This window comes from Burkholderia sp. GW821-FHT14F03 (assembly GCF_058803765.1).
The window spans coordinates 111,435-136,617 of record NZ_JBXAPG010000005.1; the positions used below are offsets into that span (position 1 = coordinate 111,435).

General features: G+C 69.4%; 26 protein-coding genes. 14 read left to right on the plus strand and 12 right to left on the minus strand.

Going from position 1 to position 25,183, the window contains the following annotated elements; genetic code table 11:
* Nucleotides 1-6: 6 nt before the first annotated feature.
* The 3 genes from kdsB to AC1RQF_RS05435 all read left to right on the plus strand — a co-directional run bounded on the left by kdsB (nt 7) and on the right by AC1RQF_RS05435 (nt 2,599).
* Nucleotides 7-798, plus strand: a complete 792-nt coding sequence (kdsB, locus tag AC1RQF_RS05425; protein WP_273998848.1) for a 3-deoxy-manno-octulosonate cytidylyltransferase — start codon at nt 7-9, stop codon at nt 796-798.
* A 210-nt stretch (nt 799-1,008) separates the two neighbouring features.
* A complete protein-coding gene (adk, locus tag AC1RQF_RS05430; RefSeq protein ID WP_273998850.1) occupies nt 1,009-1,671 on the plus strand; it encodes an adenylate kinase in 663 nt (220 codons plus the stop codon).
* A 169-nt stretch (nt 1,672-1,840) separates the two neighbouring features.
* The gene (locus tag AC1RQF_RS05435) at nt 1,841-2,599 is read left to right on the plus strand and encodes an SDR family NAD(P)-dependent oxidoreductase (RefSeq protein ID WP_492871483.1); all 759 of its coding nucleotides are present in this window, start codon (nt 1,841-1,843) and stop codon (nt 2,597-2,599) included.
* A gap of 54 nt (nt 2,600-2,653) precedes the next feature.
* Here AC1RQF_RS05435 and AC1RQF_RS05440 read toward each other — a convergent pair whose 3' ends face one another.
* Complete coding sequence (locus AC1RQF_RS05440; protein ID WP_273998852.1) at nt 2,654-3,493, minus strand: SirB1 family protein; 840 nt, start codon at nt 3,491-3,493, stop codon at nt 2,654-2,656.
* A gap of 8 nt (nt 3,494-3,501) precedes the next feature.
* Entirely contained in the window at nt 3,502-5,052 is a 1,551-nt protein-coding gene (murJ, locus tag AC1RQF_RS05445) for a murein biosynthesis integral membrane protein MurJ (RefSeq protein WP_273998853.1), read from the minus strand.
* A 290-nt stretch (nt 5,053-5,342) separates the two neighbouring features.
* Here murJ and rpsT point away from each other — a divergent pair, with 290 nt between their 5' ends.
* Nucleotides 5,343-5,618 carry a 30S ribosomal protein S20 gene (gene rpsT, locus AC1RQF_RS05450; protein ID WP_252981836.1) on the plus strand — a complete coding sequence of 92 codons (276 nt, stop codon included), beginning with the start codon at nt 5,343-5,345 and terminating at the stop codon, nt 5,616-5,618.
* Nucleotides 5,619-5,761: 143 nt separating this feature from the next.
* Here rpsT and AC1RQF_RS05455 read toward each other — a convergent pair whose 3' ends face one another.
* Nucleotides 5,762-6,085 carry a DUF3579 domain-containing protein gene (locus tag AC1RQF_RS05455; protein ID WP_273998854.1) on the minus strand — a complete coding sequence of 108 codons (324 nt, stop codon included), beginning with the start codon at nt 6,083-6,085 and terminating at the stop codon, nt 5,762-5,764.
* A gap of 367 nt (nt 6,086-6,452) precedes the next feature.
* On the opposite strand from AC1RQF_RS05455, the gene argF reads away from it, so the two are divergent.
* Nucleotides 6,453-7,382, plus strand: a complete 930-nt coding sequence (argF, locus tag AC1RQF_RS05460) for an ornithine carbamoyltransferase (RefSeq protein ID WP_273998855.1) — start codon at nt 6,453-6,455, stop codon at nt 7,380-7,382.
* Between the two features lie 185 nt (nt 7,383-7,567).
* On the opposite strand, the gene murB is transcribed toward argF, so the two are convergent.
* Entirely contained in the window at nt 7,568-8,611 is a 1,044-nt protein-coding gene (murB, locus tag AC1RQF_RS05465) for a UDP-N-acetylmuramate dehydrogenase (protein ID WP_492871484.1), read from the minus strand.
* A 134-nt stretch (nt 8,612-8,745) separates the two neighbouring features.
* Here murB and AC1RQF_RS05470 point away from each other — a divergent pair, with 134 nt between their 5' ends.
* Entirely contained in the window at nt 8,746-9,231 is a 486-nt protein-coding gene (locus AC1RQF_RS05470) for a YajQ family cyclic di-GMP-binding protein (RefSeq protein ID WP_492871485.1), read from the plus strand.
* Nucleotides 9,232-9,279: 48 nt separating this feature from the next.
* Here AC1RQF_RS05470 and plsY read toward each other — a convergent pair whose 3' ends face one another.
* Both plsY and ybaK read right to left on the minus strand, forming a co-directional pair.
* Nucleotides 9,280-9,912: a glycerol-3-phosphate 1-O-acyltransferase PlsY gene (plsY, locus tag AC1RQF_RS05475; protein WP_273998858.1), complete on the minus strand. Its 633-nt coding sequence runs from the start codon at nt 9,910-9,912 to the stop codon at nt 9,280-9,282.
* Between the two features lie 139 nt (nt 9,913-10,051).
* Nucleotides 10,052-10,543: a Cys-tRNA(Pro) deacylase gene (ybaK, locus tag AC1RQF_RS05480; RefSeq protein WP_273998860.1), complete on the minus strand. Its 492-nt coding sequence runs from the start codon at nt 10,541-10,543 to the stop codon at nt 10,052-10,054.
* Nucleotides 10,544-10,671: 128 nt separating this feature from the next.
* Here ybaK and AC1RQF_RS05485 point away from each other — a divergent pair, with 128 nt between their 5' ends.
* Nucleotides 10,672-12,249, plus strand: a complete 1,578-nt coding sequence (locus AC1RQF_RS05485) for a class I adenylate-forming enzyme family protein (protein ID WP_492871486.1) — start codon at nt 10,672-10,674, stop codon at nt 12,247-12,249.
* Here the strand turns inward: AC1RQF_RS05485 and xerD are convergent.
* From xerD to queG, 3 genes are read right to left on the minus strand one after another with little or no spacing between them, the layout of a single operon-like run.
* A complete protein-coding gene (xerD, locus tag AC1RQF_RS05490; protein WP_273998862.1) occupies nt 12,234-13,187 on the minus strand; it encodes a site-specific tyrosine recombinase XerD in 954 nt (317 codons plus the stop codon). The genes AC1RQF_RS05485 and xerD overlap by 16 nt on opposite strands.
* Entirely contained in the window at nt 13,187-13,654 is a 468-nt protein-coding gene (locus AC1RQF_RS05495) for a methylated-DNA--[protein]-cysteine S-methyltransferase (RefSeq protein WP_273998863.1), read from the minus strand. The genes xerD and AC1RQF_RS05495 overlap by 1 nt, the downstream gene beginning before the upstream one ends.
* A 38-nt stretch (nt 13,655-13,692) precedes the next feature.
* Nucleotides 13,693-14,892, minus strand: a complete 1,200-nt coding sequence (queG, locus tag AC1RQF_RS05500) for a tRNA epoxyqueuosine(34) reductase QueG (RefSeq protein WP_273998864.1) — start codon at nt 14,890-14,892, stop codon at nt 13,693-13,695.
* Between the two features lie 17 nt (nt 14,893-14,909).
* Here queG and tsaE point away from each other — a divergent pair, with 17 nt between their 5' ends.
* Together tsaE and AC1RQF_RS05510 are read left to right on the plus strand one after the other, a co-directional pair.
* The gene (tsaE, locus tag AC1RQF_RS05505) at nt 14,910-15,464 is read left to right on the plus strand and encodes a tRNA (adenosine(37)-N6)-threonylcarbamoyltransferase complex ATPase subunit type 1 TsaE (protein ID WP_273998865.1); all 555 of its coding nucleotides are present in this window, start codon (nt 14,910-14,912) and stop codon (nt 15,462-15,464) included.
* The gene (locus AC1RQF_RS05510) at nt 15,446-16,978 is read left to right on the plus strand and encodes an N-acetylmuramoyl-L-alanine amidase (protein WP_273998866.1); all 1,533 of its coding nucleotides are present in this window, start codon (nt 15,446-15,448) and stop codon (nt 16,976-16,978) included. The genes tsaE and AC1RQF_RS05510 overlap by 19 nt, the downstream gene beginning before the upstream one ends.
* Nucleotides 16,979-17,050: 72 nt before the next feature.
* On the opposite strand, the gene AC1RQF_RS05515 is transcribed toward AC1RQF_RS05510, so the two are convergent.
* On the minus strand, nt 17,051-17,932 hold the full coding sequence (locus AC1RQF_RS05515) for an EamA family transporter (protein ID WP_492871487.1): 882 nt from the start codon (nt 17,930-17,932) through the stop codon (nt 17,051-17,053).
* A 114-nt stretch (nt 17,933-18,046) separates the two neighbouring features.
* Here AC1RQF_RS05515 and AC1RQF_RS05520 point away from each other — a divergent pair, with 114 nt between their 5' ends.
* Nucleotides 18,047-18,931, plus strand: coding sequence for a pirin family protein (locus AC1RQF_RS05520; RefSeq protein WP_492871488.1), 885 nt, complete (start codon nt 18,047-18,049; stop codon nt 18,929-18,931).
* Between the two features lie 58 nt (nt 18,932-18,989).
* Complete coding sequence (trxA, locus tag AC1RQF_RS05525) at nt 18,990-19,838, plus strand: thioredoxin (RefSeq protein WP_273998869.1); 849 nt, start codon at nt 18,990-18,992, stop codon at nt 19,836-19,838.
* Between the two features lie 18 nt (nt 19,839-19,856).
* Here the strand turns inward: trxA and tcdA are convergent, their stop codons facing one another.
* A complete protein-coding gene (gene tcdA, locus AC1RQF_RS05530) occupies nt 19,857-20,705 on the minus strand; it encodes a tRNA cyclic N6-threonylcarbamoyladenosine(37) synthase TcdA (protein ID WP_273998871.1) in 849 nt (282 codons plus the stop codon).
* A 135-nt stretch (nt 20,706-20,840) separates the two neighbouring features.
* Here tcdA and pdxH point away from each other — a divergent pair, with 135 nt between their 5' ends.
* The 3 genes from pdxH (at nt 20,841) to AC1RQF_RS05545 (ending at nt 24,094) form a co-directional block, all read left to right on the plus strand.
* Nucleotides 20,841-21,476 carry a pyridoxamine 5'-phosphate oxidase gene (pdxH, locus tag AC1RQF_RS05535; RefSeq protein ID WP_273998872.1) on the plus strand — a complete coding sequence of 212 codons (636 nt, stop codon included), beginning with the start codon at nt 20,841-20,843 and terminating at the stop codon, nt 21,474-21,476.
* Nucleotides 21,477-21,596: 120 nt separating this feature from the next.
* A complete protein-coding gene (locus tag AC1RQF_RS05540) occupies nt 21,597-22,817 on the plus strand; it encodes an SAM-dependent methyltransferase (RefSeq protein ID WP_273998873.1) in 1,221 nt (406 codons plus the stop codon).
* A 23-nt stretch (nt 22,818-22,840) separates the two neighbouring features.
* On the plus strand, nt 22,841-24,094 hold the full coding sequence (locus tag AC1RQF_RS05545) for a DUF72 domain-containing protein (protein ID WP_492871490.1): 1,254 nt from the start codon (nt 22,841-22,843) through the stop codon (nt 24,092-24,094).
* A 335-nt stretch (nt 24,095-24,429) separates the two neighbouring features.
* On the opposite strand, the gene msrA is transcribed toward AC1RQF_RS05545, so the two are convergent.
* Nucleotides 24,430-24,990, minus strand: a complete 561-nt coding sequence (gene msrA / locus AC1RQF_RS05550; RefSeq protein ID WP_492871491.1) for a peptide-methionine (S)-S-oxide reductase MsrA — start codon at nt 24,988-24,990, stop codon at nt 24,430-24,432.
* Nucleotides 24,991-25,183: the final 193 nt, after the last annotated feature.

A 25,183-nucleotide genomic window follows, 5' to 3' on the forward strand; every position in this document is an offset into this window, starting at 1 on the left:
CTCCCGATGACCTCGCCCCCGCCCTTCATCGCCGTGATCCCGGCCCGCCTCGCGTCGACCCGCCTGCCCAACAAACCGCTCGCCGACCTCGGCGGCAAGCCGATGGTGGTGCGCGTCGCCGAGCGCGCGCGCGACGCGGGCGCCGCGCAGGTGCTGATCGCCTCCGATGCGCAGCGCGTGCTCGACGCGGCCCGCGCGCACGGCTTCGAGGCCGTGGCCACCCGCGCCGACCACCCGTCCGGCACCGATCGCCTCGCGGAAGTCGCCGCGCGCTTCGGCTGGTCGGATGAAACGATCGTGGTCAACGTGCAGGGCGACGAACCGCTGATCGATCCGCAACTGGTGCGCGACGTGGCGACGCACCTCGCCGAGCGCGCCGACTGCGCGATCGCGACCGCCGCGCATCCGATCGAGGCGCCGCACGAGGTGTTCAATCCGAACGTCGTGAAGGTCGTGCTCGATGCGCGCGGCGTCGCGCTGTATTTCTCGCGCGCGCCGATCCCGTGGTCGCGCGACGCCTACCAGCCGCACTGGCCCGACGTCGCGGCGATGCCCGCGCCCGCCGCGCCCGTCTACCGGCACATCGGCCTGTATGCGTACCGCGCGCGTTTCTTGCGCACTTATCCGACGCTCGCGCAAGCGCCGCTCGAGCAATGCGAGCAGCTCGAACAGCTGCGCGCGATGTGGCACGGCGAGCGGATCGCGGTGCGCATCACGGCGCACGCGCCGCAGGCCGGCGTGGACACGCCGGACGACCTCGCACGCGTGCAGGCCCTTTTTCAGCCGGGTCCAAAATAACCCGTGGCATAATCGAACGATTGCGCGAGCCATCTCCCGCTTCGCTTCCCCTGCTTGACCTCAGCCCGCCTTGCTGCCGGCCGCCGCGCACGCTGTGCCGATGCGCCGCCGTCAGACCGGCCAGCGGTGCTCGAAGGCAACCGTGAAGCGTCGTGCGGCGATCATTGAGCGTCTCGCGCCAAAGCATTCACATACTTGGAGATAATCACCATGCGTTTGATCCTGTTGGGCGCGCCCGGCGCGGGAAAGGGCACCCAGGCAAACTTCATCAAGGAAAAGTTCGGCATCCCGCAGATCTCGACGGGCGACATGCTGCGCGCGGCCGTGAAAGCCGGCACCCCGCTCGGCGTCGAGGCGAAGGGCTACATGGATGAAGGCAAGCTCGTGCCCGATTCGCTGATCATCGGCCTCGTCAAGGAGCGCCTGAAGGATGCGGACTGCGCGAACGGCTACCTGTTCGACGGCTTCCCGCGCACGATCGCGCAAGCCGACGCGATGAAGGACGCGGGCGTCGCGATCGACTACGTGCTCGAGATCGACGTGCCGTTCTCCGAAATCATCGAACGGATGAGCGGCCGCCGCACCCATCCGGCGTCGGGCCGCACCTATCACGTGAAGTTCAACCCGCCGAAGGTCGAGGGCGTCGACGACGTCACGGGCGAACCGCTGATCCAGCGCGACGACGACAAGGAAGAGACGGTCAAGAAGCGTCTCGACGTGTACGAAGCGCAAACCAAGCCGCTGATCTCGTACTACGGCGACTGGGCGCAGCGCGGCGCCGAGAACGGCCTGCAGGCGCCCGCCTACCGGAAGATTTCCGGGCTCGGCGGCGTCGACGAGATTCGCCAGCGCGTGTTCGACGCACTGAAGTAAGCACGGCCGCGCCTCGCGCCGCCCACGAACCGCCCGTCCCGGGCGGTTTTTTTTCGCACGATCGTTAGCTTCCCGCCGTCCGCGCGCGCGTCCCCGTACAATCGATCCGCTTGCGGCGGCGTGCCGGCACACCGCCGCATGATTCGATTCGAACAAGACAGGAGCAAACATGGAGATTCAAGGCAACGTCTTCCTGATCACGGGCGGCGCATCCGGACTGGGCGCGGGTACCGCGCGCCTCTTCGCCGAGGCGGGCGGCAAGGTGGTGCTCGCCGACCTGAACCAGGACGCCGGCAACGCGCTCGCGCGCGAGCTGGGCGGCGTGTTCGTCCGCTGCGACGTGACGCGCGAGGAAGACGCGCAGGCCGCGGTGGCTGCCGCGACGGGACTCGGCCCGCTGCGCGGGCTCGTCAATTGCGCGGGCATCGCGCCCGCCGCCAAGACGGTCGGCAAGGACGGCCCCCACCCGCTCGACCTGTTCACCAAGGCGATCATGGTGAACCTCGTCGGCACCTTCAACATGACGCGCATCGCGGCCGCCGCGATGGCCGCCAACGAGCCCGCGCCGACCGGTGAACGCGGCGTGATCGTCAGCACCGCATCGGTCGCCGCATTCGACGGCCAGATCGGCCAGGCCGCGTATGCGGCCTCGAAGGCGGGCGTCGCCGGCATGACGCTGCCGATCGCGCGCGACCTGTCGCGCAATGCGATCCGCGTGATGACGATCGCCCCCGGCCTCTTCGAGACGCCGATGCTGCTGGGCATGCCGCCCGACGTGCAGGCGGCGCTCGGCGCGATGGTGCCGTTCCCGCCGCGCCTCGGCAAGCCGATCGAATACGCGATGCTGGCGCGCCAGATCTTCGAGAACACGATGTTGAATGGGGAAGTGATCCGCCTCGACGGCGCGATCCGGATGCAGCCGAAGTAAGCCGGCATGCAGGGCGCGGGCCCGGCTGCGCCGGGCGGCGCGCCGGCGGCCCGTTCAGGCGTCGCCGCGCGCCATGCGCTGACGCAGCTCGCTGACCTGCGCCTCGACCACGGTCGCGTCGTCGGCTTCCGGGCATTCGCCGAGATAGGCCTCGAGATCCTCGAGCGCCGGCCGCAGGTAGTCGAGCCGCGCATACGCGAAGCCGCGGTCGCGCACCTCGTCAAGCTGCCCCGGCAGCAGGATCACGAGGCGCTGCTGGACCGCGAGCAGACGCTGCCAGCGTTCCGTCTGCAGATAGATGGCCTTCAGGTTGTTCAGCATGCGCGCGATGATCTCGCGACCGATCGCCGGTTGCAGCAGCGCGCGCAACGCGCTGCTCACGAGGCCGTCCGCGCGCGCCACGTAAGGCTCGAGCATCTCGACCATCTCCGACTCCGACAGCGAGTGGCCCGAGGTCGGGTCGATCATCACGTCGCCGTCGGGCAGGCTCACGCGCAACAGGAAGTGCCCCGGAAACGACACGCCGCGCGCCGGCAGCCCGATCTGTTCGCTCATTTCGAGGTACAGCACCGCGAGCGAGATCGGAATGCCGCGCCGCCGCTTGAGCACGACATTCAGATGACTGTTGTCGGGATCGTAGTAATCGTTGTGATTACAGGCGAAACCCAGCTCGCGAAAGAAAAAATCGTTGAGCGCGGTGATCTTCTCGCGCAGCCCCGCGCCGTCCGGCAAGCGCTTGCGCAGCCGCACGACGAGCGCATCCAGCTCGGCCAGCGCGCCTTGCAGGTCGAGGTCCGGATACGCATCCTGCGCGAGCGACAGCGCCGCCTCGGTGAGCGGCAAACCGTCATCCTCCGCGACAAGCGAACTGAAATAATCGAGAACGCGGGTCATTGGGTTCGTCATTTGGCACGCCGTCGGAAGTACGCGTACTTGAAGCCCATCAGCCACAACATACCGAAATATAGTGCAGAGAACAGAATCAGGCAGGCGCCCATCAGCGAGATCCGGGCGAGCGGCGCGGCGCGCATCGCGGTCCAGTCGAAGCTGACGGCGAACCAGTGCATCACGCCCGCGAGCACGAGCGACGCGCCCACCAGCTGCGCGAGGAAGCGCAGCCAGCCCGGCGACGGCTGGTAGATGCCGCGCCGACGCAGGCCGATGAACAGCAGCAGCGAATTCACGCACGCGCCGACCCCGATGCTGAGCGTGAGCCCCGCATGGCCGATCAGCGGCACGAACAGGTAGTTCGACAGCTGCGTGATCACCAGCACGCCGATCGCGATCTTCACCGGCGTCTTGATGTCCTGCTTCGCGTAGAAGCCCGGCGCGAGGATCTTGATCAGGATGATCCCGACGAGCCCGATCCCGTACGCCGCCAGCGCCCGCGCGACCATCTCCACCGTGCGGGCGTCGAACTTGCCGTAGTTGAACAGCGTCGCCGTGAGCGGGCCCGCGAAAAACAGCAGCGCGAGCGCGCTCGGCGCGGCGAGCAGGAAGGTCACGCGCAGCCCCCAGTCGAGCAGCGCCGAATATTCGGTCGAATCGGCGTCGACGTGCGCCTTCGACAGGCTCGGCAACAGGATCGTGCCCAGCGCGACGCCGAGCAGCGCGGTCGGGAACTCCATCAGCCGGTCGGCGTAGTTGATCCACGACACCGCGCCCTGCCCGAGCCGCGACGCGATATTGGTGTTGATGATCAGGCTCAGCTGCGCGACCGACACCGCGAAGGTCGCGGGCACCATCTTCGCGAGCACGCGCTTGACGCCCGGATGACGCAGCGCGCGCAGTGGATTGAGGCCGATCAGCGGCACCATGTCGATCCTGCGCAGCCCCGGCAGTTGCACCAGCAACTGCAGCACGCCGCCGACGATCACCGCCCAGGCCAATGCGTACACCGGCACCTTCAGATGCGGCGCGACGAATACCGCGGCCGCGATGAACGCGACGTTCAGCAGCACCGGCGCGAACGCGGGCAGCGAAAAGTTCTTGTAGGTGTTGAGCACACCCGACGCAAGCGTGGTCAGCGAAATGAACACGATGTACGGGAACATGATCTGCGTCATCGTGACGGCGAGCGGGAACGCCTGCCCGTCCGTGCGCAGGCCCGACGCGACCGCGAACACGACCCACGACGCGCCCGCGATGCCCGCGACCGACAGCGCCGCGAGCGACCACGCGAGCACGGTCGACATCGCGTCGACGAGCGCTTTCGTGGCGTCGTGCCCCTTCTGGTTCTTGAACTCGGCCAGGATCGGCACGAACGCCTGCGAGAACGCGCCCTCGGCGGACAGGCGGCGCAGCAGGTTCGGAATGCGGAACGCGACGTAGAATGCGTCGGTGAATTGACTGGCGCCGAACGCTCGGGCGATCAGCGTCTCGCGGGCCAGTCCGGTCACGCGCGACAGCAGCGTGAAGCCGCTGACCGTCAGCAGGGCTCGGAATAGATTCATGGGGCGCTTATTATACGGGCCATGCGCGCCCGCACACGGCCGGCGGCCGAAAAGCCCCCCAAGTCGTGCGGCCGGAACGGCAAGCTTGCCACTGGCTTGATTTTGTTGCTATAATCCCCGGTTTCTGAGCCTGTTATATGTACAGCGAGCTTCGCTGGGCGTGTTGCCGGCCTCGGTTAAACCAACGTTTTTTTGCGCTCCTGGGCAATCGCTCCCGGGGGTCGAATCGAAAAGCAGCGCTTGGCCGTCAGGCTCCAAGCTCTGGGAACAGGACAGGATAAGGAACCGTCATGGCTAACTCCGCACAAGCACGCAAGCGCGCCCGCCAGGCTGCGAAGGCAAACTCGCACAACTCGGCCCTGCGCTCGAAATTCCGCACCGCCATCAAGGCTGTCCGCAAGGCTATCGAAGCCGGCGACCAAGCCAAGGCCGCTGAAATCTTCAAGCTCTCGACGAAGACGATCGACACGATCGCCGACAAGAAGATCGTTCACAAGAACAAGGCCGCTCGCCAGAAGAGCCGCCTCGCAGCCGCCGTCAAGGGCCTGCAGGCCGCCGCGCAGTAAATCCGGCGCGCCCGCCTCGCGCGGGCGCCCTGTTTCCTCTGCGATCGACAAAAAGCCCGCTTCGAGCGGGCTTTTTGCTTGGGCGCGCGCAGGCGGACGCGTTCGCGCACCCGCCCGCGCCATGCGGGCCGCTTACGTTTCGGTTACTTGCCGTGCTTGTCGTAGTCCGGCAGTTCGCACGCCTCGGTCACGACGAGATCGTTGTCCTTCGCGAAATTCATCACGAAATCGAACGCCATCGGCTCGACGTCGCGCAGGCGGGAATCGATGATCACGCATTTCGTGTCGCCGAGCAGGGTCGGGCGCACGTACAGCGAGTATTGAAGGCGGGCGTTCGGCCCTCCGGTGCCCGGCCCGAAGCAGGACATCACGCCGGCCAGACGCTCCGACCAGTCGCTCGGCCGAAACTTCTTCCCGGATTTGGTGATGCCCTGAATGAAGTATTCGGTCGGGGAAGTTTCAGCCATGAGGGTACCCAAGTGACGGCCCAGCAGCGCGCCGGCGAACCTTCGCCTGGACACTTCGGAACACAAGGAAACGCGCCCGTGACGAACCGCGTCGACGGCCGGAACAGCCCGCCGCGCCCATGTGACGCGACGTACCGCTTGTGTCCGGCAGACCGGGCCTGAGCCCTCGCCCACCGGGCTTGAGGAAACCGCCGGATTATACCGCACCGCGCCATGCTGCGTCGTCCCGCGCGACGTCGTCCGCATCGCGCCGACGCCGGGCGCGGCTCGTCAAAGCGGGGAAAATCCTTTATGCTGCTTCGAGTCATCACATCCGACGGCGACGCCGTCCGGCAGCCTGCCGGGTGAACCGGCCGTATCTCGTTTCATGACCACCAAAACCATTCGGCACTACCTGCAGTTCAAGGATTTCTCACTGGAAGACTACGAGTACGTACTCGAGCGCACCGGAATCCTGAAGCGCAAGTTCAAGAACTACGAGACCTACCACCCGCTGCACGACCGCACGCTCGCGATGATCTTCGAGAAAAGCTCGACGCGCACGCGGCTGTCGTTCGAGGCCGGCATCTTCCAGCTCGGCGGCCACGCGGTCTTCATGAGCACGCGCGACACGCAGCTCGGCCGCGGCGAACCGGTCGAGGATTCCGCGCAGGTGATCTCGCGAATGGTCGACATCATCATGATCCGCACGTTCGAGCAGGACACCATCCAGCGCTTCGCGGAAAACTCGCGCGTGCCGGTGATCAACGGGCTCACGAACGAATACCATCCGTGCCAGGTGCTCGCCGACATCTTCACCTACTACGAGCATCGCGGCCCGATCCGCGGCAAGACCGTCGCCTGGGTCGGCGACGCGAACAACATGCTGTACACCTGGATCCAGGCCGCGCAGATCCTCGGCTTCAAGCTGCGCCTGTCCACCCCGCCCGGCTACGCGCTCGACGCGAAGCTGGTCGCGCCCGACAGCGCGCCGTTCTACGAAGTGTTCGACGATCCGAACGAAGCCTGCCACGGCGCGGACCTGATCACGACCGACGTCTGGACCAGCATGGGCTTCGAGGCGGAGAACGAGGCGCGCATGCAGGCGTTCGCCGACTGGTGCGTGGACGAGGAAATGATGGGCCACGCCCATCCCGACGCGCTCTTCATGCACTGCCTGCCCGCGCATCGCGGCGAGGAAGTCACGGCCGGCGTGATCGACGGCCCGCAGAGCGTCGTGTGGGACGAGGCGGAAAACCGCCTGCACGTGCAGAAGGCGCTGATGGAGTTCCTGCTGCTCGGCCGGCTCAATCACTGAGCGCCGTCGCCGCCGGGCCGCCGCTTCCCGTACAGGCGCGGCCCCGACGGCGCGCATCGGCCGCCCCGCCGCCGCTGCCGCTGCCGGTCGCGCGGGGCATGCTCCCGCATCCTGACGGCCGGACCCGCGCAGCCGGCAGCGGCTGTCGCCCGCGCGCCGCCCGCTTCAGGCGTGCAGCCGCAACCTCACAGACACACCGGCTCCGCCTCCAGCTCGACGCCGAAGCGCGCGCTGACGTCGCCGCGGATCGCATCGGCGAGCGCGAGCACGTCCGCGCCCGATGCGCCGCCGCGATTCACGAGCACGAGCGCCTGACGCTCATGCACCGCCGCCGCCCCGAGCGCGCGGCCCTTCCAGCCACACCGGTCGATCAGCCAGCCCGCCGCGAGCTTCACCTGCCCGTCCGGCTGAGGATAGGACACCAGGTCCGGCTCGCGCGCGCGCAGCGCCTCGAATTGGGCGGCGGGAATCACCGGGTTCTTGAAAAAACTGCCGGCATTGCCGAGCACGCCCGGATCGGGCAGTTTCGCGCGCCGGATCGCGACGACCGCATCGAACACCTCGCGCGGCGTCGCCGCGCCGGCGGCGATCCCGCGCGCGTCCAGCTCGCGCGCGACGTCGGCGTAACCGAGCCGCGGCGTCCACACCTTCGGCAGCCGGAACGTCACGGCGACGATCGCAAAACGCCCGCGCCCCGCCCGTTTGAAGAAGCTGTCGCGATAGCCGAACGCGCAGCGCGCGGCGTCGAACCCGACGGTCTCGCCGGTCGCCAGCTCGACCGCCTCCAGCGAATCGAAATAAGCTCGCATCTCCAGGCCGTAGGCGCCGATGTTCTGGATCGGCGCGGCGCCGACCGTGCCCGGGATCAGCGCGAGATTCTCGAGGCCCGGCATGCCCGCATCGAGCGTCCAGGCGACGAACGCATGCCAGTTCTCGCCGCCGCCCGCGCGCACGTACCACGCATCCGCCTCCTCGCGAACCACCGTGCGCCCGGCGATCTCGTTGAGCAGCACGAGCCCGCTGATGTCGCCGGTGAACACCACGTTGCTGCCGCCGCCGAGCACCAGCGGCGCGAGACCCGCGACCCGCGGATCGGCCGCGAGCGAGGCGAACTGGCCGGCCGTCGCGACCCGCGCGGCGAGCCGCGCACGCACCTCGAAACCGAACGTGTTGTGGGTTCGCAGCGGATAGTCGGGCAGGAGCGCAAGCGGGGAATCAGGGCAGGACATCGGGGATCGCGGTTGGGCAGGCAGGCCGTCGGCCTTGGGCAAATGGGGGGGCACCGGTAAAATGGCGGCCGGTCCGCAATTATAGAGTGCCCGCGCGGGTCCGCGCGGGCCGCACGTTATACAGGGAGAATGCCATGCCATCGTTCGACGTCGTTTCCGAAGCGAACATGATCGAAGTGAAGAACGCCATCGAGCAGTCGAACAAGGAAATCTCGACGCGCTTCGATTTCAAGGGCTCCGACGCGCGCGTCGAGCAGAAGGAGCGCGAACTGACGATGTTCGCCGACGACGATTTCAAGCTCGGCCAGGTCAAGGACGTGCTGATCAACAAGATGGCCAAGCGCAACGTCGACGTGCGCTTCCTCGAGTACGGCAAGATCGAGAAGATCGGCGGCGACAAGGTCAAGCAGGTCGTGACGATCAAGAAGGGCGTGACGGGCGACCTCGCGAAGAAGATCGTGCGGCTCGTCAAGGACAGCAAGATCAAGGTCCAGGCCAGCATCCAGGGCGACGCGGTGCGCGTCACCGGCACGAAGCGCGACGACCTGCAGAGCGTGATCGCGATGCTGCGCAAGGACGTGACCAACACGCCGCTCGACTTCAACAACTTCCGCGACTGAGCGCGCGACCGCCGGCCCGCACGGGCCGGCGATGCGGCGGACGGAGCCTCAGCCCTGCCCGTCGCCGGCGGACGCGTCCGCCTTCTTCTTGTCGCCGATCCGGCTTTCCTGGCCGGCGAGCAGCTTCGAGATATTGGCGCGATGCCGCCACACGAGCAGCACGCTCATCGCCAGCACGGCCCAGGCGACCGGATTGCCGTGCGTGCCGAACAGGAACACGTCGAACACCGGCGCGAACACCGCGGCAACCAGCGCCGCGAGCGACGAATAGCGGAAGAAGAACGCGATGATCAGCCAGGTCAGCGCGGTCGCGAGCCCGAGCACCGGGTGTATCGCGAGCAGCACGCCGGCCGCGGTCGCCACGCCCTTGCCGCCCTGGAAGCGGAAGAACACCGGATACAGGTGGCCGAGGAACACCGCGAGCGCCGCGCACGCGACGCCGATCTCGCCGCCGATGCCGAAATGCCGCACCAGCCAGACGGCGAGCCAGCCCTTGAAGGCGTCGCCGACGAGCGTCAGGATCGCGGCCTTCTTGTTGCCGCTGCGCAGCACGTTGGTGGCGCCCGGGTTCTTCGACCCGTACGAGCGCGGATCGGCGAGCCCCATGGTGGCGCTGACGACGACGGCGAACGAGATCGATCCGATCAGGTAGGCGGCAATGGCCGCGAGCAGAATCTGCATGCGAAGCACTCTTGTTTCAACAAACGGATTGGAGAAGCGGCCCGGCCGGCGCGGCCCCGACAGGAGCGGGCCCGGCCGGCGGAACCGCGGCGGCGCCCATTCTACCGAAGCGGCGCGCCGAACAGCGTGGGTCGAACCCTCAGTCGACGCTCGCGCACTGCACGGCGCGCGCATCGAGCAGGGTCGTCAGCGCCGCCGGCGCGAGGCGCACGAGATAGCCGCGCCGGCCGCCGTTCAGGTAGATCGACGGCAATTCGAGGATGCTCGCCTCGACGTACACCGGCATCGCCTTTTTCGTGCCGAACGGCGAGGTGCCCCCGACCAGGTAGCCGGAATGCCGGTTCGCGACCTCGGGCCTGCACGGCTCGACCCGCTTCGCGCCGATCTGCCGCGCGAGGTTCTTGGTCGATACGGTGCGGTCGCCATGCATCAGCACGATCAGCGGCTTCGCATGCTCGTCTTCCATCACGAGCGTCTTGACCACGACGTGCTCGTCGACGCCGAGCTGGCGCGCGGACTCGCCGGTGCCGCCGTGCTCGACGTAGTCGTACAGGTGTTCCTCGAAGGCAACGCCGTGGCGGCGCAGGAACTGCGTCGCGGGCGTTTCCGAAACATGTCTGGATTTGCTCATGCCCGCATTTTAATTGCGCGCGCCGCGAGAAACTATTGTCCGATTGGCCGGTTGTGCAGGCGGCGCCCGCATGGCACGATCGTTCGCAAATTCAGGGCGGCGTCTCGCCGCCCCGTCACGGAGACGCCATGATCCCGACTTCCGGCCTCGACCTGCCGGCGCTGCTCGCCGCGCTGCCTTCCCGGATCGCCGCGTTGCCGTCGCTTGCGGCGCAACGCGACCCGCATCGTCCCGCCTTGATCGAGGATGCGCGCACGCTCACCTACGCACAGCTCGCGCACGCCGTCGACGCCACGGCCGAGCGGCTCGCCCGGCTCGGCGTGCGCGGCGGCGACCGCGTGATGATCGTCGCGGAAAACAGCGTCGCGCAGATCGTCCTGCTGTTCGCCGCCGCCCGGCTGGACGCGTGGGCGCTCGTCTCCAACGCGCGGCTGGCGGCGGCCGAACTGGACGCGATCGCCGCGCACGCGCGGCCCCGCCTGATCGCGTTCGCGATCGAGGCGTCGCCCGACGCCCGCGCGCACGCGGAGCGGCATCGCGCGCAAGCGGCCGAGCCGCTCGCGGTCGACTTCGGCGCGTGGTCGCACCGCGCCGATCCCGATGCGCACGCCGAGCCCGTCGCCGACGCCGCGGCCCGCCAGTGCGCGGCGCTCATCTACACGACGGGCACCACCGGCACGCCCAAGGGCGTGATGCTGTCGCACCGCAACCTGCTGTATATCGCGGCGGTGTCGAGCACCCTGCGCCGCGTGTCGCCCGACGATCTCGTCTACGCCGTGCTGCCGATCTCGCACGTCTACGGGCTCGCGTCGGTCTGCCTCGGCAGCCTGTACGCGGGCGCGACGCTGCGGCTCGCGCCGCGCTTCGCCCCGGAGGCCGCGCGCCGCGCGCTCGCCGACGAAGGCGTGACGATCTTCCAGGGCGTGCCGGCCATGCACGCGAAGCTGCTCGAGCACATGCAGACCCACGGCCACCGCTGGCACGCGCCGCGCCTGCGCTTCGCGTACTCGGGCGGCTCGCCGCTCGACGCGGACCTGAAGGCGCGCGTCGAGCGCGTCTATGGCGTGACCTTGCACAACGGCTACGGCATGACCGAGAGCAGCCCGACCATCACGCAGACGCCGCTCGACGCGCCGCGCGCGGACTGCTCGGTCGGCGTGCCGATTCCCGGCGTCGCGCTGCGCATCGTCGCGGCGGACGGCTCGCCCGTCGCTCCCGGCGCCACCGGCGAGATCCGGGTGTGCGGGCCGAACCTGATGCTCGGCTACTACCGCGACCCGGCCGCGACGCGGGCGGCGATCGACGCGGACGGCTGGCTGCGGACCGGCGACCTCGGCCGTCTCGGGGACGACGGCGCCCTCACGATCGCCGGGCGCAGCAAGGAACTGATCATCCGTTCGGGTTTCAATGTCTATCCGGCCGAGGTCGAGCAAGTGCTGAACGCGCACCCCGCCGTCGTGCAATCGGCGGTGGTCGGACACGCGGTCGAGGGCAACGAGGAAGTGATCGCCTTCGTCGAGCTGGCGCCCGGGGTGCCGTTCGAGGCCGACGAACTGGCGCGGTGGTGCGCCGAGCGGCTCGCGCCGTACAAGCGCCCCGCGCGCATCCGCGTGCTCGACGCGCTGCCCGCCGCGTCGACCGGCAAGATCCTCAAGCACCGGCTGCGCGCGCTGCTCCAGCCCCGCCGCGCTCAGCCGCGCGGATGATGCGCCGCGTGCAGCGTCTTCAGTCGTTCGCGGGCGACGTGCGTGTAGATCTGGGTGGTCGAGATATCGCTGTGGCCGAGCAGCAGTTGCACGACCCGCAGGTCCGCGCCGTGGTTCAGCAGGTGGGTCGCGAACGCGTGGCGCAGCGTATGCGGCGACAGATGCGCGCGCACGCCGGCCTGCTGCGCGTGGCGCTTGATGATGTTCCAGAACTGCTGGCGGGTCATGCCGTCGCCGCGCGCGGTCACGAACAGCGCATCGGCCGCGCGCTGGCCCAGCAGCGCGGGCCGCGCCTCGCGCAGATAGCGCTCGATCCAGCCGTGCGCCACCTCGCCGAACGGCACGAGGCGCTCCTTCGAGCCCTTGCCCATCACCCGCACGACGCCGTCGTTCAGGCCGACCTCGACCGTCTTCAGCGTCACCAGCTCGCTGACCCGCAGCCCGCTCGCATACATCAGTTCGAGCATGGTCCGGTCGCGCAGGCCGAGCGGCGTGGCGACGTCGGGCGCGGCGAGCAGCGACTCGACCTGCGCCTCGGACAGCGTCGACGGAAAGCGCGCGGGCTGCTTCGCCGACACGATCCGCAGCGTCGGATCGGCGGCCGCGCGATGCTCGCGCACCGCCCAGCCGTAATAGCGCCGGAATACCGACAGGCGGCGGTTCGACGAACTCGCCTTGCCGTCGCTGCGCGCCGCGATGTAGCCCGTCACGAGCGCCTCGCTCGCCTGGTCGAGCGGCGCGCCGTGGCTCGCGGCGAGCCAGTGCGAGAACAGGTTCAGGTCGCGCCGGTAGGCATCGAGCGTGTTGCGCGACAGGCCGTGTTCGAGCCACAGCGCGTCGCAGAACAGATCGATCGACGCACGGCTCGCGAGCGCCTCGGGGGTCTCGTCGGCCGCATCGCGCACATCCGCATCGCGCGGGGAAACAGCGGATTTCATCAGTACTGGATACCTTCGTGGGCAAGCAGCCAGCGCTTGACCTGCAAGTAATAGCCGTCGGTGTCGCCGTGCGCGTACGGGCCGATCCCGCCCGCGGCGACCACCCGGTGACACGGAATCACGAACGAGAAGTAGTTCGCGCCGCAGGCCTGCCCGACCGCGCGCGGCCCGGTGCCGACCTCCTTCGCGATCTGGCCGTAGGTGCGCACGACGCCCGGCGGAATCTCGCGGATCGCGGCCCACACACGCTGCTGGAACGCGGTGCCGACCGGCGCGAGCGGCAGGTCGAAGCGCGCCGACGCGCGTTCGAAATAGCGCTCGATCTGACGCACGGCGCGCTTCGCGAGCGCCGAATCCGGCGCGACGTCGCGCACCGAGACGGGCACATAGAGGATCTGCTGCACGAGCCCGCCGCCGGTCCGGATCCCGACCTTGCCGAACGGCGCATCGATTACCGCATTGAACATCGTCGTCTCCACTGGGAAGTCGCCACTTTAACCCGCCTTCAGGCGGCCCGCAGCGCCCATTCGACGTGCTCGCGCACGAGCGGCGACGGATCGTCCGCGCGCGCCGCGAGCGCCTCGACCATCGCCGCGCGCGCCTCGGGCGCGAGCCGTTCGCGCGGCGCGCGCAGCGCATTGCCGAGCCCGACCGCGAGGTTGCGCAGCCAGCGCTCGTAACCGATGCGACGGATCGCGCTGCCCTGCATCCGCGCGTCGAAGTCGGCCGCGCTCCAGCCGAACAGCTCGACCAGCGTCGCGCGGTCCAGGCCGTGCCGCACGTCGAAGTCGGCGACGGGCGCCGCCTGCGCGAACTTGTTCCACGGGCACACGAGCTGGCAATCGTCGCAGCCGTACACGCGGTTGCCGATCAGCGGCCGCAGCGGCTCCGGAATGCTGCCTTTCAATTCGATCGTCAGGTACGAGATGCAGAGCCGCGCGTCGACCCGGTACGGCTCGACGATCGCGCCGGTCGGACAGGCGTCGAGGCAGCGCGTGCAGCTGCCGCAGTGCGCGCCGGGCTCGGCGGCCAGCGCCGCGTCGGTCGGCAGCGGCACGTCGACGTAGATCTCGCCGAGGAAGAACAGCGAGCCCGCATCGCGCTCGAGCAGCAGCGTGTGCTTGCCGCGCCAGCCGTTGCCGGCCTGCTGTGCGAGCTCGACCTCCAGCACCGGCGCCGAATCGGTGAACACCCGGTAGCCGAACCCGCCGATCTCCGCCTCGATCCGCTCCGCGAGCGTCTGCAGGCGGTTGCGCAGCACCTTGTGATAGTCGCGTCCGCGCGCGTAGATCGAGACGACCGCGGCGGCCGGATCGTCGACGCGGGCCAGTTCGCGCGCGCGCCAGGCGCCCGCGCGCTCGTCCTCGCCGTCGCGCGTCGCGGCGGGCAGATAGGCGAGCCGGGCCGAGATCACGCGTCGCGTGCCGGCCACAAGTTCGGCCGGCCGCGCGCGTTTCATCCCATGTTTGGCCATATAATCCATCTCGCCGTGGCATCCGGCTTCCAGCCAGGCGGCAAGCCCCGCCTCCGCATGCGAGAGGTCGATGTCGCTGATGCCGATCGACCCGAAACCCAGCTCGCGCCCCCATCCCTTGATGCGCAGCGCGAGCGCGGCCAGCGCCGCGTCGTCGAAGCGGCGCGGTTCAGCGTGTTCATCGCCCATCGAGCGCGCATCTGTCACGGCGAGTTCCGGAAATCTGTCCATCGCCCTATTTTACGAGAATGCCCGCGAAGCCCAGTCCGATATCCGCCGCGTCCGCCCTGCCCGCCCCCCTCGCCGAGCGCATTTTCCCGCTCGCCGACGAAGCGGCCACCGACGCGTTCGGCCGGCGCTGCGCGGCCGCGCTCGATGCGGTGCGCGCCGAGCGGCAGGCCCGGCAGGCGTTCGGCGGCCTGCAGATCCAGCTGGTCGGCGACCTCGGCGCGGGCAAGACCACCCTCGTGCGGGCCATCCTGCGCGGCCTCGGCCACGCGGGCCGGGTGCGCAGCCCCACCTACACGCTCGTCGAGCCGTACGCGCTCGAACGCCCGGATGGGGAACTCATGCTGTATCACTTCGATCTGTATCGTTTTAGCGATCCGGCCGAATGGGCCGACGCGGGCTTTCGGGAATATTTCGACGCGGGCGCGATCTGCGTCGTCGAATGGCCGCAACAGGCGGGCGCACTGCTCGGCGTGCCGGATCTCGTGTTCTCGCTCGACGTGGACGGCGACGGCCGCACCCTCGCCGCGCGGGCGTACAGTGCCTCAGGAAACGCATGTCTCGAAAGATGTTGATCAAACCGTTCCGCTCGATCGAATCGGCGGCCACCGCGAGCCACAACTGGCGCCGCCGCCAGGTGCTGCGCGCGGGCGCATCCACGCTCGTGCTCGCGCTCGTCGGGCCGCGCCTCGCCCATGCCTCGTCGGTGCTCGGCGTGCGCGTGTGGCCCGCGCGCGATTACACGCGCGTGACGATCGAATCCGACCAGCCGCTGCAGAACACCCAGCAGCTGCTGCAGGGCCCGGACCGCCTCGTGGTCGACCTGACCGGCCTCGATCTCGACCAGGCGCTGCGCGACCTGGTGTCGAAGATCGCGCCGAACGATCCGCAGATCCAGTCGGTGCGGGTCGGCCAGTACCAGCCGCACGTGGTGCGGATGGTGTTCGACCTCAAGGGCAGCGTGAAGCCGCAGGTGTTCACGCTGCCGCCCGTCGGCACCTATCGCTACCGGCTGGTGTTCGACCTGTATCCGGCCGTCGCGCCGGATCCGCTGTCCGACCTGATCGCGCAGACGGAACGCAAGGAACAGCAGCTCAACGACACGCTGCGCGCGCAACAGGCGCAGCCGCCGACGGCCGCGCTCAACGGCCCGACCACGCCGCCCGCCGGCGCGGGCGACAACAGCGACGCGTTCTTCCAGCGCTTCGCGCAGAACACCCCGGCCCCCGCGCCCGCGCGCCCGGCCCCGCCCGCGGCCGCCGTCGCGCCGCCGCGCCCGGCCGTGAAGCCGCCGCCCGCGATCGCCCGCAAGGACGACGACAGCGACGACGGCGACGCCTACGCATTCACCGCGCCGAAATCCGGCAAGGGCGGCACGGTCCGCCTGCTGACGGTCGCGATCGATCCGGGCCACGGCGGCGAGGACCCCGGCGCGATCGGCGGCGCCGGCACCTACGAGAAGCACATCGCGCTCGACATCGCGAAGAAGCTGCGCGCGAAGATCGACGGCGCGCCGAACATGCGCGCGATGATGACGCGCGACGCGGATTTCTTCGTGCCGCTCAACGTGCGCGTGCAGAAGGCGCGGCGGGTCGGCGCGGATCTGTTCGTGTCGATCCACGCGGACGCGTTCACGACCCCGTCCGCACGCGGTTCGTCGGTGTTCGCGCTGTCGGACCACGGTGCGTCGAGCGCCGCCGCGCGCTGGCTCGCGAACAAGGAAAACTCGTCGGACCTGATCGGCGGGATCAACATCAAGACCCAGGACGTCACCGTCAACCGCGCGCTGTTCGACATGTCGACCACCGCGCAGATCCGCGATTCGATGCGCTACGGCAGCTACGTGCTCAAGGAAGTCGGCGGCATCAACAAGCTGCACAAGGGCTCGGTCGAGCAGGCCGGGTTCGCGGTGCTGAAGGCGCCCGACATCCCGTCGATCCTGGTCGAGACCGCGTTCATCAGCAATCCGGACGAGGAGCGCCGCCTCAACGACGACAGCTATCGCGACCAGATGGCCGATGCGATCTTCCGCGGCATCAAGCGCTATTTCGCGGCGAACCCGCCGCTCGCGAAGAGCCGGATGACCTGACGCCGCGCCGGCGCCGCTCCCGCACGCCTCGCCCGACGCGAGGCGTTTTCATTTGCAGCGCGCCGCATCGCCTCACGACGCCGGCGCGAAACGCCGCGCGAGGCGACCGCCGAATACGTTGACGACGAGGCCGGCCATCACGCACCCGGCGCCGACGAGCTGGGCGCGCGTCAGCGCCTCGCCGAGCAGCAGCGCCGCCGACGCGAGCCCGATGATCGGCACCAGCAGCGCGAACGGCACCACCTGCGCGGCCGGATAGCGCGCGAGCAGGCGGCTCCACAGGCCATAGCCGAACAGCGTCGAGATGAACGCGAGATAGCCGATCGCGAACACCGACGCGCCCGACAGCGACGCGAGCGCCGTTGCGATCCGCGCCGGCCCCTCGAATACGAGCGACAGCGCGAAGAACGGCAGCGGCGGCAACAGGCTCGCCCACACCACGAGCGCGACCAGATCGACCTGGCCGACCTTCTTCGTCACGACATTGCCGAGCGCCCAGCACGCCGCGGCGGCCAGCGTCAGCGCGAACCCGGCGAACATCATGGTCCGGCCGCCGCGCGACGCGATCACGGCGAGGCCGAGCGCGGCGATCGCCAGGCCGACGACGCTGCGCGCCTGCAGCCGCTCGCCGACGAAGCCGCGCGCGAACAGCAGCGTGAGGAACGCCTGCGCCTGCAGCACCAGCGACGCGAGCCCGGCCGGCATGCCGACGTTCATCGCGACGAACAGGAACACGAACTGGCCGAACAGGATCGTCGCGCTGTAGAGCGCGATCAGGCGCCACGGCAGCGGCGGGCGGCGCACGAAAAACACCGCGGGCAGCGCCGCGAACACGAAGCGCAGCGCGCCGAGCAGCAGCGGCGGCACGCCGTGCAGCCCCACCTTGATCACGACGAAGCTGACGCCCCACGCGAGCACCACCAGCAACGCCTGCAGTCCATCCCTCGGGGCCATCGTCCTCGTCTCCTCTTTTTTTGAGACGCACATCTTACCGCCGCCGCCGGCCGGCTGCGCGCGCGGCCGGTACAATGAGCCGCATCCCCGCCCCGCCGTCTGCCAGGAGCCTCCATGAGCGATGCGATCAAGACGATCCTGAAGCCCCACGTCCGCGACATCGGCAACCTGCAGGTGCGCCGCACGCTGCCCGCGCTGGCCGCGCGCCTCGTCGGTCCGTTCATCTTCTTCGACCACATGGGGCCCGCCGAACTGCCGGCGGGCGCGGGCCTCGACGTGCGTCCGCATCCGCACATCGGGCTCGCGACCGTCACCTACCTGTTCGACGGCGCGATCCTGCACCGCGACAGCCTGGGCTCGGTGCAGACGATCGTGCCCGGCGACGTGAACTGGATGACGGCCGGACGCGGCATCGTGCACTCCGAGCGCACGCCGGACGACGTGCGCCGGCGCGGCCAGACGATCCACGGCATCCAGACCTGGGTCGCGCTGCCGCTCGCGCACGAAGCGGGCGAGCCGTCGTTCGCGCATCACCCGGCCGCGACGCTGCCCGCGCTCGAGCGCGACGGCGTCGCGCTCACGGTGATCGCGGGCGACGCGTTCGGCGCGGTCTCGCCCGTCGCCACCTTCTCGCGCACGCTGTACGCGGCCGCGCGCTTCGGCGCGCGCACGGCGCTCGGGTTCGACGCGGACCACGAGGAGCGCGCGGTCTATCTGGTCGACGGCGACCTGAGCATCGACGGCACGCCGCTCGACGCCGCGCACATGGCGGTGCTCGCGCCGGGCGCGCGCGCCGCGCTCGCGAGCGCGGGCGGCGCGCGGGTCATGCTGCTCGGCGGCGACCGGCTCGACGGCGAGCGCTTCGTCGACTGGAATTTCGTCTCCAGCTCGCGCGCGACGATCGAGGCGGCCAAGGAAGCCTGGCGCGACCAGCGGATGGGCCAGGTGCCGGGCGAAACCGAATGGATCCCGCTGCCGGAACGCAAGCCGCCGCATTGAAAACACCACCGCCCGCCCTCACGTTCGGGCGGAACGCCATTTATTTCACGGGAACGACATGGATACCACTCTCGCCACCTTCGAGCGCGACGTGCTCGAAGCCTCGCTCGACGCCCCGGTGCTGGTCGACTTCTGGGCCCCGTGGTGCGGCCCGTGCAAGACGCTCGGCCCGCTGCTCGAAAAGCTCGAGCGCGAATACGACGGCCGCTGGCGGCTCGTCAAGGTCAACGTCGACGACAACCAGGAACTGGCCGCGCATTTCCAGACCCGCAGCATTCCGCACGTGATCGCCTTCGCGAACGGCCAGCCGATCGACCAGTTCATCGGCGTGCTGCCCGAGGGCCAGTTGCGCGAATTCATCGACCGGCTGCTGCCGTCGGCCGAGGAAGCCGAGCGGATCGCGGCGCAGGCCGCGCTGGCCGAGGAGCGCGTCGACGACGCCGTCGCGCACCTGAAAGCCGCGCTCGCGCTGAATCCGGGCTACGACGACGCGCGGCTCGACCTGATCGAGCTACAGCTCGCGCTCAACGAAACCGACGCGGCGCGCGACGAGGCGACCCGCCTGTCGCCGCTGCTGGAACAGAACGGCGACCCGCGCTACCAGGCGCTCAAGACCCGCTTCGAGGCGCTCGAGGCGAGCGCCGACCTGCCGCCGACCGACGCGCTCGAGGCGCGCATCGCGGCCGATCCCGCCGATCTCGACGCACGCTTCGACCTCGCGCAAAGCCTGATCGCGCGACGCGCGTACGACGGCGCGCTCGACCAGCTGTTCGAGATCGTCACGCGCGACCGCGCCTACGGCGATGATCTCGGCCGCAAGACGATGATTTCGGTGTTCGAGATGGCGGCCGACCAGCCGCAGCTGGTGGCCGCGTGGCGGCGCAAGCTGAGCGCCGCGCTTCACTGAGCACGCCGCCCGCGCGCCTCAGGCGCGCGCGGCCAGCGCCCTCAGCACGTGAGCGGACGCGGCGAAGCCGAAGCTCGCGGTCACGCACACGCTGGAGCCGAAACCCGCGCAATTGAGGCCGGCCGGGCCGGCCGGCGCGGCGTCCGCGTCGAGCGCGCAGGCGTCGGCCTGCGCGGGCTCCGGATAGATCAGCGGCTCGTCCGAATACACCGCGTCCACCTTGAAGCGCGCCTTCGGCCCGCGCGGAAAGCCGTGCGACTTGCGCAGTTGCGCGCGCACCTTCGACAGCAGCGGATCCTGGATCGTATTGGCGAGATCGTCGATGCGGATCCGGGTCGGGTCGAACTGGCCGCCCGCGCCGCCCACCGTGATCAGCGGCTGCCCGCGCGCGACGCACCACGCGATCAGCGCGACCTTGGTGCGCACGCTGTCGATCGCGTCGATCACATAGTCGAAGCCGCCGCCGAGCAATTGCTCGAAGTTGTCCGGTTCGACGAAATCCTCGACCGTGTCGACCCGGCACGCCGGATCGATCAGCGCGATCCGCTCGGCCATCGCGTCGACCTTCGGCTTGCCGTAGTTGCCGTCGAGCGCGTGGATCTGGCGATTCGTGTTGCTCTCCGCCACATTGTCGAGATCGATCAGCGTGAGCGCGCCGACCGCGCTGCGCGCGAGCGCCTCGGCCGCCCACGAACCGACCCCGCCGATGCCGATCACCGCGACCCGCGCACGCTCGAACGCGGCCAGCGCCGGCGCCCCGTACAGCCGCGCGACCCCGCCGAAGCGCCGCACGCGATCCGCGTCAAGCTGATCCGGCACGCCCGGAGTAACATCGGTTTCTGTCGCAATAGCATCGGCGCGCGGCATAAAAGTAAGCTGAATGAAAGTTGTTCGACCTTCTATTTTGCCTCAACGCCGCACTAAACTGCTGCCGCGTCGCGGTCACGCAGGTTTTTCCCACCTTCGTTATACTGATTCCCGCTTGAAGTGTCCGCATAAAAAATGACGACTCTTGCCGATCTCCGCATCAATTACTCGCGCGCGTCGCTCGATGAAGCCGACGTCAATCCGAACCCGTTCGTCCAGTTCGACGCCTGGTTCAAGGAAGCGCTCAGCGCGCAGCTGCCCGAACCGAACACGATGACGCTTGCCACGGCCGACGCCGAGGGCCGGCCGTCGGCGCGCATCGTGCTGATCAAGGCGGTCGACGAACGCGGCTTCGTCTTCTTCACCAACTACGACAGCCGCAAGGGCCACGATCTCGGCGCCAATCCGCACGCGGCGCTGCTGTTCTACTGGATCGAGCTGGAGCGCCAGGTGCGCATCGAAGGCCGCATCGAGAAGACGAGCGCCGAGGAGAGCGACCGCTATTTCGCGTCGCGCCCGCTCGGCTCGCGCATCGGCGCGTGGGCGTCGGAGCAGAGCGCGGTGATCGAAAGCCGCGCGGTGCTGGAAGCGCGCGAGCGCGACATCAGCGCGCGCTACGGCGAACATCCGCCGCGCCCGCCGCACTGGGGCGGCTACCGCGTGGTGCCGGACAGCATCGAATTCTGGCAGGGCCGTCCGTCGCGGCTGCACGACCGTCTGCTGTATACGCGCGCGGCGCAGGGGTGGAGCGTGTCGCGGCTGTCGCCGTAAGACGCGGCGCGCCGTCGCGCGTGTTTCGTGTTGCACCCAGGCAGGCGCGGGGCGCGTGAGGCTCGCCTGCCCGGTCGAAAACTAGGCTGTATTCATTTCAACAGACAACGGAGAATCCAAATGTTCTGGGAAAAGAAGCTGGCACAGTGGGCAGACGAAGTACGGGCGAAGGCGGACCTGCCGGCGCGCCTCGTGTTGTGGAACGGCCAGCAGCTCGATTTCGGGACCTTCGCGGCGCCGCAGGTCACGCTCAAGGTCAACACCGCGTCGGCGCTGCCGCTGCTGCTCGACCCGAGCCTCGACAATCTCGGCGAGGCCTACGTGAAGGGCAAGATCGACATCGAGGGCAAGGTCTCCGACATCATCAACATCAGCTATTCGCTCGCGCGCAGCACCGTGACGAACGCGGGCAAGCTCGCGCGCGTGAAGCGCTACTTCAATCATTCGAAATCGTCGGACAAGAAGGCGATCCAGTATCACTACGACGTCTCCAACGAGTTCTACCGGCTGTGGCTCGACGAGAACATGGTGTACTCGTGCGCGTACTTCGAGAACGGCGACGAGGATCTCGCCACCGCGCAGATCAAGAAGATCGATCACATCCTGACCAAGATCCAGCTGCAGCCCGGCCAGCGCCTGCTCGACATCGGCTGCGGCTGGGGCGCGCTGGTGCTGCGCGCCGCGCAGAAGTTCGGCGCGCGCTGCGTCGGCGTCACGCTGTCGCAGAACCAGTTCGACCTCGCGACCGAGCGCGTGAAGCGCGCGGGCCTCGAAGGCCAGATCGAGATCCGGCTGCAGGACTACCGCGACGTCGAGGGCCAGTTTGATCGGATCACGAGCGTCGGGATGTTCGAGCACGTCGGCCGCAAGAACCTGCCGACCTACTTCGCGCACGTGCGCGAGCTGCTCGCCGACGACGGCGTCGCGATGAACCACGGCATCACCTCCAGCGACGCCGAGAGCGGCGAGACGGCGCTCGGCGGCGGCGAGTTCATCGACCGCTACGTGTTCCCGGACGGCGAGCTGCCGCACCTGAGCCTCGCGCTCGAAGCCGCGCAGCGCGGCGGCCTCGAGGCGGTTGACGTCGAGAGCCTGCGTCGGCACTATGCGCGCACGCTCGACATCTGGACCGAGAACTTCGAAGCGAAGGCCGAGGAAGCCAGGGCGCTCGTCGACGACGAAAAATTCCGCATCTGGCGCGTCTACCTCGCCGGCTGTGCGTATGCGTTCGAACACGACGACGTGTCGATCTTCCAGATCGTGTGCCGCAAGGCGGGCCGCAGCGCGAAAACGCTGCCCTGGTCGCGGCGCTACATGTACGAACACGCGCTGCCGCGCTAGGCGGCGCACTGACACGACGATGCATGGGTGACGGCAGGACGCTGCGCACTCCGGCGCCAACACAACCGGAGGACGGCGCCGCAGGCGCCGGACAGGACCACGACGGCCAATTCGACCTGTTCGGCGGCGCGCCCGCAGCCTCCGCTCCCGACGCGGCAGGCGAACGCCCCGCGCGAACGCCCGCCGCCGCCCGCCCGCGCGACGCCGAGGCCCCTGCCCTGACGGCCGCGCTGCCCGGCGTCGACGCCGCGCCCGACGCCGCGCGCAAACGCCCCCGACGCCGCGGCGTGCTGCCCGCCGCCCCCACGCCCGAGGTCGCGGCGGCGGCCGCCGCGCTGCCGCCGCGGGTTCGACTGGGCACGTCGTCATGGCACTTTCCGGGCTGGAGCGGGATCGTCTACGGCGACGACTACGCGCAGCAGAAGCTGTCCCGCGAGGGGCTGGAAGCGTACGGCGCGCATCCGCTGCTGCGCAGCGTGAGCCTCGACCGCTCGTTCTACGCGCCGCTCAGCGTGGCCGACTACCTGCGCTACGCGCAGCAGGTGCCCGATGAATTCCGCTTCGTCGTCAAGGCGCCCGCATCGGTGACCGACGCGGTGGTGCGCGGCACGCGCGGCGAACCGGCCGGGCCGAATCCCGCGTTCCTCAATGCGCAGCTCGCCGCCGACGAATTCGTGCGGCCCTGCCTGGAGGGCCTCGGCCGCAAGGCGGGCGCGCTGGTGTTCCAGTTCTCGCCGCTGCCCGATGCGCTGCTCGCCGATCCGGCCGCGCTGATCGATCGCCTGAGCGCCTTCTTCGCGGCGCTGCCGCCCCTGCCGGACGAGCCCGACGGCCCGCGCTACGCGATCGAGATCCGCGACGCGTGCCTGCTGACGCCGCGCTTCATCCGCGCGCTCGCGGCCGCGCGGGTGCGTTATTGCGTGGGGCTGCACGCGCGGATGCCGGATCCATTGCGCCAGGCGGCCGCGCTCGCGCTGCTCGACGGCGATGCGCCGGCCGGGCCGCTGATCGTGCGCTGGAGCCTGCACGGCGGATTCAAGTACGAGCAGGCGAAGGCGAAGTACGAGCCGTTCGACAAGCTCGTCGACGAGGATCCGAACACGCGCGCGGCGCTCGCCGAACTCGCGGCGCGCTACGTGCTCGCCGGGCAGCCGGTCCTCATCACGATCAACAACAAGGCGGAAGGCTCCGCGCCGCTGTCGTGCATGGCGCTCGCGGCGGAGATTGCCGCCGCTTGCACGCAGTTGAGAGGCGAAGCGGCTCAGGCCGGCGCGTAGGGGCCAGCGCTTGGGAGGCGGCGCTCAGGGGCCGGTGGCGCGAACGTCGCGGGCGCGACGGCGAAGTCCGCCACATCGGGATCGCGACCGCGAGGCCGTGGCCGCGAAACCGTGACGGCAGAGGCCCGACAGCAAGGCCGTGACGGCGCGGCCGTGGCGATACGGTTGTGACGGCGCGGTCGTGGCGGCGCGGTCGTGGCGGCGCGGTCGTGGCGGCGCGGTTGTGGCGGCGCGGTTGTGACGGCGCGGTCGTGACGGCGCGGTCGTGACGGCGCGGTCGTGACGGCGCGGTCGTGACGGCGCGCCCCCCCGCCGGGCCGCGCCGCCGACGCGCCTTACCCGTGCCGCGACTTCAGCCGGTGCGCGAACTTCTGCCGGAACTTCGCGACCTTCGGGCCGATCACGGCCGCGCAGTAGCCCTGCTCCGGATTGCGCGCGTAATAGTTCTGGTGATACGCCTCGGCGGGCCAGTAGTTGTTGTCGTCGAGCGGCACGACCTGGGTGACGATCGGCGCGCCGAACACCTGCTCGCGCGTCAGCTCGTCGATCACCTGCCGCGCGGTGTCGCGCTGCGCGTCCGAGTGCGTGAACACGACCGAGCGATACTGCGTGCCGGTGTCGTTGCCCTGCCGGTTCAACTGGGTCGGATCGTGGGTCGCGAAGAAGATCTCGACGACCTCGCGATAGCTGATGCGCGCCGGATCGAACGTGACCTTGACCACCTCGGCATGGCCCGTGTCGCCCTCGCACACGTCGCGATAGCCCGGCGCGCGCGTATGGCCGCCCGCATAGCCGGATTCCACGGCCGTCACGCCGTCGATGTCCAGGAACACCGCCTCCGTGCACCAGAAACAGCCGCCGCCGAGCGTGGCGACTTCGCTTGCAGCTTGATTCATATCGGCTCCTTGTTGCGTCCAGTCAATGCCCGGGAGCGGCATCCGCACCGCCCCAATGTCAGGTCGCCCACTCGCCGCGCCCGGTCGGGCAGGCCGCAGCGCGACGCGATTCCGCTAAAATCGGGGCAACTTGGTGAATTTCCAGATGATCGACCCGACCTTTATCCGCTGCTCCCGCCCCCTCGTCCCGCGA